Annotated in this window: 5 protein-coding genes; 3 read left to right on the top strand and 2 right to left on the bottom strand. The window is 53.3% G+C overall.

What is annotated here, in order from left to right; genetic code table 11:
* Positions 1–252 precede the first annotated feature (252 nt).
* On the top strand, positions 253–5,610 hold the full coding sequence (locus ACTS3T_RS19265; RefSeq protein WP_462935396.1) for a phytase: 5,358 nt from the start codon (positions 253–255) through the stop codon (positions 5,608–5,610).
* 157 nt (positions 5,611–5,767) lie between these two features.
* Here ACTS3T_RS19265 and yidD read toward each other — a convergent pair whose 3' ends face one another.
* Together yidD and hflX are read right to left on the bottom strand one after the other, a co-directional pair.
* On the bottom strand, positions 5,768–6,196 hold the full coding sequence (yidD, locus tag ACTS3T_RS19260) for a membrane protein insertion efficiency factor YidD (protein ID WP_462935395.1): 429 nt from the start codon (positions 6,194–6,196) through the stop codon (positions 5,768–5,770).
* Positions 6,180–7,871: a GTPase HflX gene (gene hflX / locus ACTS3T_RS19255; RefSeq protein WP_462935394.1), complete on the bottom strand. Its 1,692-nt coding sequence runs from the start codon at positions 7,869–7,871 to the stop codon at positions 6,180–6,182. The genes yidD and hflX overlap by 17 nt, the downstream gene beginning before the upstream one ends.
* Before the next feature lie 228 nt (positions 7,872–8,099).
* Between hflX and ACTS3T_RS19250 the strand changes: the two genes are divergently transcribed.
* Complete coding sequence (locus tag ACTS3T_RS19250; protein WP_462935393.1) at positions 8,100–8,282, top strand: hypothetical protein; 183 nt, start codon at positions 8,100–8,102, stop codon at positions 8,280–8,282.
* 218 nt (positions 8,283–8,500) lie between these two features.
* Entirely contained in the window at positions 8,501–8,932 is a 432-nt protein-coding gene (locus ACTS3T_RS19245; RefSeq protein WP_462935392.1) for a CAAD domain-containing protein, read from the top strand.
* Positions 8,933–9,005 lie beyond the last annotated feature (73 nt).

Genomic DNA, 9,005 nt, shown 5'->3' with positions numbered 1-9,005 from the left:
AGACCGTAATCATCCTTAACTTGAGCCATAAGCTTTCCATAAACTCTCCTTTAACTGTCGGTGATATTCTCGCTACACAGTAAATTTCACCGCATCCATACCTATCAGCAGGCCAGCAAAGCTTTTCGCTGAGGCAGTGTTTGCTGGACTTGAGAGCGATCGCGATCGCTCCATTTTGTGCTGCCTGTTTTGACTGAATTCATGGCGGTTTTTGCCCTGGTTTGCTCTGTTTCCACACCTAAGGAGTTCTCAATGGCTGGTGCTGAAACGATTCGTTTTGCCACGTTCAATGCTTCTCTCAATCGAGGCAGTGAAGGCGCTCTCATCACCGATTTGTCAACCCCCGACAACGCTCAGGCGCAGGCAGTTGCTGAAATCATCCAGCGATCGAACCCTGACGTGCTGCTGCTCAATGAGTTTGACTACGACTCGAACGGAACAGCGATTGAACTGTTCAAGCAAAACTACCTGGGCGTTAGCCAAAACGGCGTGGCTCCGGTTGAGTACCCGTATGTTTATTTGGCTCCCTCTAATACGGGCATTGCCTCTGGCTTTGACTTCAACAACAACGGCCAAGTTGTCACCACACCCGGAGCAGCAGGCTACGGCGACGACGCTTTCGGCTTTGGTGCCTTTCCGGGGCAGTTTGCTATGGTGCTGTTGTCGAAATATCCCATTGTCGAAGAGGACGTTCGTACCTTCCAAACCTTTTTGTGGAAGGATATGCCAGGGGCACTTTTGCCAGACGATCCGACCACACCTGCCCCAAACGACTTTTACTCAGCCGCTGAACTAGACGCCTTTCGCCTCTCTTCTAAAAGTCATTGGGATGTGCCAATTAGCGTTGATGGCGAAGTGATTCACGTTTTGGCAAGTCATCCCACTCCCCCAGTTTTTGATGGCCCCGAAGATCGCAACGGTCGGCGCAACGCCGATGAAATTCGCTTTTGGGCTGACTACATCACTCCGGGCGAAGGCGGCTATATTTACGACGACCAAGGCCACACGGGAGGACTCGCTCCCGGTTCTCGCTTTGTGATTATGGGCGATCAAAACGCCGATCCGTTCGATGGGGATAGCCTGCCCGGAGCGATTCAGCAGCTACTGAACAATCCTGCTATTAACACGACGCAGTCGCCTGATAGCCTGGGTGGCCCCGATGCTGCCAGCCGTCAGGGACAAAACAATGCAACTCAGCTAAGCGACCCCCTTTACGACACAGCGGACTTTGCCGAAGCCGCCTTTGGTGGCCCCGGTAATTTACGGGTAGACTACGTCCTGCCTTCGCAAAACCTGGATCTCAAAGATGCGGCTGTGTTTTGGCCGACGAGCGCCGACCCCCAGTTTGGCTTGGTGGGTGACTTTCCGTTCCCCAGTTCTGATCACCGCTTGGTGTATGCCGATGTGGCGATCGCTCGTCCGGGGGCTAACCAAAATCGTCAGTCGGTCAGCGGTATTGAGTTTTTAGGCGAAGTCAACTTTGCCACGGGTCTGCAATTTGGCGGCACCGAGATTGGTGGCCTTTCTGGCATTACCTATGATGCTGCTCGCAATGTTTTCTATGCCCTCTCAGACGATCGCAGCTCAAATGCCCGCTTCTACACGCTGGGAATTGACCTAAGCGACGGCAGCTTAGAGGCAGGTGACGTTCAGTTTCAAGCGGTCACCTTTTTGCAGACAGCAACAGGCGATCGCTTTGCCAATGGCGTACTCGATCCCGAAGGCATTGCCCTCACGAGTTGGGGCACCGTGTTTATTGCTTCTGAAGGCGACGCCAACCAGGGAATCGCCCCCTTTGTCAATGAATTTTCGCTAACGGGTCAGCAAATTCGCGAGTTACCCGTTCCCGATTTGTTTTTCCCCACGGCTGACCAAAGCAGCGGCATTCGCAACAATCTCGCCTTTGAAAGCCTCACCCTCTCCCCCGATCAGCGCTTTCTCTACACCGCCACCGAAAATGCTCTATTTCAGGATGGGCCGCAGGCCGATGTGGATACAGGTAGCCTGTCGCGCCTTCTCAAATATGACCTGGTTACCGGAGAGCCTGTGGAGCAATTTGTCTACGAAGTGGGTGCCGTTCCTGAACCACCGAATCCGGCAGATGCCTTCCGTACCAATGGATTGGTTGAGCTACTGGCGATCGACAATAACGGCACCTTCCTGGCTTTAGAGCGAGGGTTCTCAGTTGGAGAAGGAAATACCGTCAAGCTTTATGAGGTCAATACTCAGGGGGCACTAGATGTCAGCAGCCAGTCTGACCTGTTCTGGGAGGCAGAAGGGATCCCCTTTGAGATTGATCCACCTGTGCAAAAGCGGCTACTGCTCGACATTGAAGCTGATTTGGGCATTGCCCCCGACAACCTAGAAGGCATTGCCCTGGGGCCAAAGCTAGCCGATGGTCGCCAGTCGTTTGTCATTGTTAGCGACAACAACTTTAGCCCCACTCAAACCACTCAGTTTCTTTCCTTTGCGCTCGACTTCAACACCACCCCTGCCGTATTGCCCGTCTTAGAGACGCTGCCCGTTGTCGATGACGCAACCTTCCCGGTGGATCTCATGCCGGTGGGCGGAGACGACGAGGAAGGGGACGAAGACGGCCCGGTCGCTCGACCCACGGCGCTGTTGGGTGATGCCGACGATCCAGCCGTTTGGATAAACCCCAATGACCCCAACCGCAGCGTTGTTCTCGGTACGCTCAAAGATGGCGGCCTCGCCACCTTCAACCTGAAAGGCGAAGTGTTGCAAGTGATTGCCCCAGATGAGTTTGGCACCGAGCGCTACAACAACGTCGATGTCATCTACGGCTTTCAACTGCGCCGCCCGGTTTCTGAAGATGATGAAGCCGACGAGATTGATGAAAATGGCGGTGTGGCCGATTTGGCGATCGCTTCGGATCGCGCCAACGATACTCTGGCTATCTTCAGCATTGATGCCGCTAGCGGCAGACTCACCAACGTCACCTCTGACCTGATTCCTGACTCTATTTTTGGCGTTGATGATGGCGAAGCCACAGCTTACGGGCTAGCGGCTTACAAGAGTCCGGTATCGGGCAAGTCTTATGTATTTGTTACCCAGGCAGATGGCAACCAAGTTGCTCAGCTAGAGCTGGTAGCTGATAGCTCTGGCGTCAGCGCCAATGTAGTGCGGCTGCTGTCGCTACCTGTGCCGACAGGCGACCCCACAGATTCTCAATCCGAAGGGATTGTCGTCGATCAAGAACTGGGGCTGCTTTATGTAGCGCTAGAAAACGAAGTCGGCATTCTTAAGTTCTCAGCCGAGCCTAACGGCGGCAATGACTTCAGCGTCATCCAGCCGATCGATCGCCCGGAACTGGTGCCCGACATTGAAGGACTCAGCATCTACTACGGCCCCAACGGCAGCGGCTACCTGATCGCCAATAGCCAGGGAGACTCGTCTTACGCCGTCTTTAGCCGCGAAGGCACCAACGAATATCTAGGCAGCTTTGTCATTGGCGGCAATGGTTCTGTTGATCAGGTGAACGAAAGCGACGGTCTGGAGGTCATTAGCACGTCCTTAGGTTCTGCCTTCCCCTTTGGCTTGATGGTAGTGCAAGACGGTGCTAACGATCCGCAGGTGGTGGTGCCAGACGACGAGCAGCTCGAAAACGTCGGGACTAACTTCAAGTTTGTCCCCTGGGAAGCCGTCGCCAATGCCTTCCCCAACCCCCTAAATATTGCTCCTGGCAGCTACGATCCGCGCAATCCGCAAGCGCAATCTCTGGTTAACGGCGTCGCCAGCGGCGATACCACCCAAAAATCTACCGTCCTCTGGGCCCGCAGTACCCTGCTGGGTGAGGTCACCTTTGAATATGCAGCGCTAAACAATCCCCGGAAAGTCCGCCGAGTTAAGGCGACTGTGACCGACATCAATCAGCCCGTTAAGGTAGAAATTAACGGGTTAAAGGCCGGAACCGAATATGTCTATCGGGTCACAGATGCAGGCGGAGACACCGAAGTGGGTCGGTTTGAAACGGCTGCAAAAGTAGGCCAATACCAGGGACTTAGCTTTGGCGTTTCGGGTGACTGGCGCGGCGAGATTGCCCCTTACCCGGCTATCGGCAACGTGGCTGAGAAGCAGTTGGCTTTCTTCGTTGAACATGGGGACACCATCTATGCCGACGATGGCTCCCCGGCGCTGCTCAATCCTGATGGCAGCTTTAAGCAACAGGCCGAAACCTTAAACGAATTCAGAGCCAAACACGCCGAAGTTTACGGCAACCGCTTTGGTGAAAATTTCTGGGCAGAGCTACGAGCTTCGACCTCCATTCTGGCGACGATTGACGACCACGAAGTCACCAACGACTTTTCTGGCGGTGCCCCAGCCGCGTCTGATCCCCGTTTTCCTGAAACCACTGGGCTGATTAACGACACCCAGCTTTATGAAAATGGCATGCAGGCGTTTCAGGAATACAATCCGCTGCGAGATGACTTTTATGGTGCAACTGGTGACGATCGCACTGCCGGAGAACGTAAGCTGTATCGCTACAACACCTATGGCAGCGATGCGGCAACCTTTGTGCTAGATAGTCGTTCTTTCCGCGACCCCGAATTGGCCGCTCCTGATGCTACCAATCCAGCCGATGTGGCTCGTTTCTTGGGTGAGTCATTACTGATCGATCGCCAGTTTTTGGGTGATGTTCAGTTTAATGACCTCAAACAAGATTTGTTAGCGGCTCAAGACAAAGGCATCACCTGGAAGTTTGTGATGCTGCCCGAACCCGCCCAAGAGCTAGGGTTGTTCAACACCGATGCCTATGAGGGCTATGCCAACGAGCGCACCGAGCTGCTGAAGTTTATCAACGACAACAGCATTGAAAACGTGGTGTTCGTCGCCGCCGACATTCACGCCACCTTCGTCAACAACCTCACGTACCAAGAGGTTCCTGGCGGGGAGCGCATTGCCACCAGTGCCTTTGAAATTACCACAGGTTCTGTGGGCTACCAGCCACCGTTTGGGGAAGTGGTGGTAGAAGTGGCAGCCGCAACCGGGCTATTAACTCCTGAGCAAAAAGCCTTTTATGACCTGCTGCCGATCGCCCCGGATACGGACGACATCGTCAACGACAAAGACGACTTTCTCACCCAGGCGTTCAATAATTTGGCGATCGCGCCCCTAGGCTATGACCCCATTGGTCTAGATGATAATTTGCCCCAGGCAGATGGCCTGATTAATGCCAGACTGTTGCAAGGCGACTACGTTTCGGCTCATACCTACGGCTGGACACAATTTGACATTGACCCCACCAGCCAAAAGCTACTGGTAACAACCTGGGGCATTGATGGCTATACCGAAGCCGAGCTGTTGAACAATCCTGACGCCATTCTGGGTCGTACACCTCGCATCGTGAGCCAGTTTGAGGTAACGCCTAACGGCTTTGAGGCACAAGCTGATGAGCTACTGAAAGGTAGACGCCAACCAAAGAATCGTAAGGCGCGCGATTTTGAACGCTTTGAACCAGACTGGCGAGGTGAATTTTCCTTGGGGCAAAGCGGGCTACAGCCGCAGGCGACCCCTTGGGAACGAAACACTGCGCCGTTGATGCCCGCTTACGCTGGGGGTGACGCGTCTTGGGGGATCGACCAAGACTAAAAGCAAGCGCTAGCGTTGGCGATGACTGGCGATAAACCCTCGCCGTCATGGCCTCCTAACCATCAAAGCAAAGATTATCCCTATCTATTGGGCTTTCAGGCTGCGGTCTGAAAGCCTTTTTTGTTGGGCGGTGTTTCTAGGTCAAAAATCTTTTCGGTTACAGGGGTAAACAGCAAGGAATGACCACACAGCCAAAGCCAGAGCGCCGGGGGCGATTAGCCTGTAACTGGAGGGTTTGGGATGCTTGATAGCAAGCTCGAAACCGCTGCGGCAGGTGGCCGATCGCTCGCTTAAAAGACTGACGGTGCAAAAGCTGTTTGGCATAGTCAGCGCAAGATGCTCCGCCATAAAGCAACCGATGGGGACAGGCAAAACCTTTGTGGGGCGACAGGGTTCGCTGATAGGTGCTGATGGAAGCGATCGCTGCCTGTCGGAGCAATCCATCTAAATGATGGCTCGGCATAGGGGGTAAGTCCAAAGCGTATCCCTTTTTGTAGCCCAAATCATTGGCTGGCAACTCTACCTCAGGGCGGAGCCAAACAACAGCCTTGAAGGGCGCGATCGCACCGCTAAAGCGCGAGGGCATAATCAACCAGTTGCAAGAGCCGCTGCCGCAGCGTCTCTAAGCCTGTCCGTTCTTGGGCGGAGATAAAGATCGCTTGGGGATATTCTTCTTGAGCGATCGCCAGCGTTTCGCTATCGACTTGATCGAGCTTATTAAACGCCAACAAAATTGGCCCCGGCGTAATCGGCATATCAGCCAAAATTCCCATCACCGCCCGAATCTGGCTTTGCCATGCCGGATGCGACAGATCGACTACATGCAGCAGCGCATCTGCTTCAGTGACTTCTTCTAGCGTGGCGCGAAAAGCATCGACTAGCGACGGCGGTAGCTCATGGATAAAGCCGACCGTGTCCGTCAAAACCAGCGATCGCGACTCATGCGTCTCTGCATCGGTAGCGGTTAAGCGACGGGTAGTAGGGTCAAGCGTGGCAAAAAGCTGATCAGCCGCATAGATTTCGGCATTGGTCAGCGCATTGAGCAGCGTAGACTTGCCCGCATTGGTATAGCCAACCACGGCGATCGAGGGAACATCTTGACGCTGCCGCTGCTGCCGCATTCGTGAGCGATGAGCTTGTAGCTGTGTCACTTCTCGCTGTAGCCGCGCAATCCGGCGCTGAATCGCTCGCCGCTCGGTTTCTAGCTTTGTCTCGCCAGGGCCACGGGTACCAATACCGCCGCCCAGTCGCGACATAGCTTGCCCCCGCCCCGTCAGGCGCGGTAGCTGATATTCAAGCTGGGCTAGCTCTACCTGAAGCTTTCCGGCTCCAGTTTTGGCTCGTTGGGCAAAAATATCTAAAATCACCTCTGTGCGATCGACTACCCGCACTCCAACCCTCGCTTCTAAGTTGCGTACCTGAGCCGGAGACAAATCGCGATCGAAAACCACCAGACTGGCTCCTTTTGTCTGCGCTGTCAGGGCAATTTCCTGCACCTTACCCGCTCCTACCACCGTCTGCGGGTGGGGGCGCGTCCGCTTTTGCGAAAGGCTCTCTAGCACCTCGCCGCCCGCTGTTTCCACCAAGCGCTGTAGCTCTTGCAGCGTGTTTTGAAACTGCGCTTGCTCTGCCGGATTCGTCAACAACCCCACCAGCAAAACGCGATCGTGGGTAGCATCGACTTGCTGCGCCACATACTCACGCCGAAATTCGGCCTCTAAGCCCTCTGTTAGGTCAACGAGATCTTGCTGAGCGAGGACGTCCAAACTCAAGGGAGGAGAAACCGTCCACTTAGCTTCTGGGTGGGGTACCAAATGCGCCAGGTAAGCCCCTTGCACATAGCCAGTTGCCCCGCCTCCACGGCGCGTAAAACCTGCTCCGGTGAGGGTGAGCAACACTAAAGCATCTAGGCGCTGTAAGGCCATAGCCGTTAAATCACCTTCGCTGGGAGCCTCTTTTTTAAGCTGAGTGCCCACACAGCGGATACCACACAGCCGCTCTGCGCCGTAGCGGGGGAGTTCTAACAGCGGGATCTGCGTTTGGCGAGGGCTACCGACCCCTACGCGAATCACCTGGCCGCGACGGTTGAGATACGTACAAACGGGCTGGCCAATATCAGTGCTAACCGCTGCCAACCGCTGCGCAAATTCGGGCGTTGTCACGCGATCGCCCGGTAAACGCTGATGATAAAGACGCTTTAATTGTTTGAGCTGACTGGGCTTCAGCCCCTGTAACTGCCCATAGATAGTTTCGACAGACACACGTAAAACTTCATAGAGGATGAATGTGTCTCCTTATTCTAATAAAGTCTATCTAGCGCAGCGGCATTGCCAGGTTACTAAACGTAATGGTAACTAACTGTTACAAGTCAGGTAGACAGGCGCGTACAACCTAAGGAACTATAGAAACACAAGATACAAGTACACGTTAACTAACCCACAGACGGGTATTTTCGAGCCAGTGCATAGACGCCAAGGACAATAAGACTTATGGGGATGCAGGAATCACGCCGAAGACGCTACGACTCAGGGTTTATTCGTACCCAAAAGCGACATAATCATTACAGCAGGCGTTCGGAGGAGATAGCGCCGATGAGTGATCCAGAAGTTCAAATTGATCGGCAGCGTCTACACCGTTGTTTAGATATGCTAGAAAGCTTTTCTGGTGAGTAGTTCAGCAGATACCTCCGTTAGCTGCGCTGTCCGGTATCTGCATTGTCAGAGATTCTAGGCTCAATCCGTTGTATATTTAAAAGCTGTTTGAGCTTTGGTTCGACGGCAAGATCTATTTGAAAATCAAGACAGTTCGGACTATAACTCTGCTATCGCTAAACGATAGCGCCGTTTTTCTCTAGCGAGATAGTCCTAAATTGTGATTCAGATGAGTTAATATGAGCACCGACATAAAACCAGAATCTTCCTTACCAGAGTCTACCGAGACAACCAATACCAGCATCAGTACAGTGCCCCCAACCACAAGCGTGGGCACTGAAGAACCCGATCAATGGCAAAAAATTTGGGCTCGGATCTCAGTGCTTTTGGCTGATTTGCCGGAATATGTGACAGATTTCTTCAAAGAATATCGGCGGCCCATCACAACCATTGGGCTTATCTTTGCAGCCTTGATATCGGTCAAGCTGATGCTAGCTGTTTTGAGTGCCATCAACGACATTCCTTTGCTATCACCACTGTTTGAGCTGATTGGATTGGGCTATGTCGCTTGGTTTATTTACCGCTATTTGCTTAAGGCTTCTAATCGTCAAGAACTGATTGAAGATTTCAACTCGCTCAAAGATCAGGTATTGGGTCGAAAAGCAGCCTAACTGGCTACTTTAAGCTTCGTCAACTTTGATCTCTCGTCCGGATAGTTCGACGAGGGATTTTTTTTAGCTCAAA

The organism is Almyronema sp. (genome assembly GCF_052168255.1).
Classification (GTDB): domain Bacteria; phylum Cyanobacteriota; class Cyanobacteriia; order Phormidesmidales; family Phormidesmidaceae; genus Sphaerothrix; species Sphaerothrix epifaneia.
This window is presented reverse-complemented; position numbering and strand designations above follow the sequence as displayed.

Coding starts and splice junctions, on each gene's coding strand:
- ACTS3T_RS19250 (WP_462935393.1), top strand. CDS start 8,100: ATGGGGATGCAGGAATCACGCCGAAGACGCTACGACTCAGGGTTTATT.
- yidD (WP_462935395.1), bottom strand. CDS start 6,196: ATGCCCTCGCGCTTTAGCGGTGCGATCGCGCCCTTCAAGGCTGTTGTT.
- ACTS3T_RS19245 (WP_462935392.1), top strand. CDS start 8,501: ATGAGCACCGACATAAAACCAGAATCTTCCTTACCAGAGTCTACCGAG.
- ACTS3T_RS19265 (WP_462935396.1), top strand. CDS start 253: ATGGCTGGTGCTGAAACGATTCGTTTTGCCACGTTCAATGCTTCTCTC.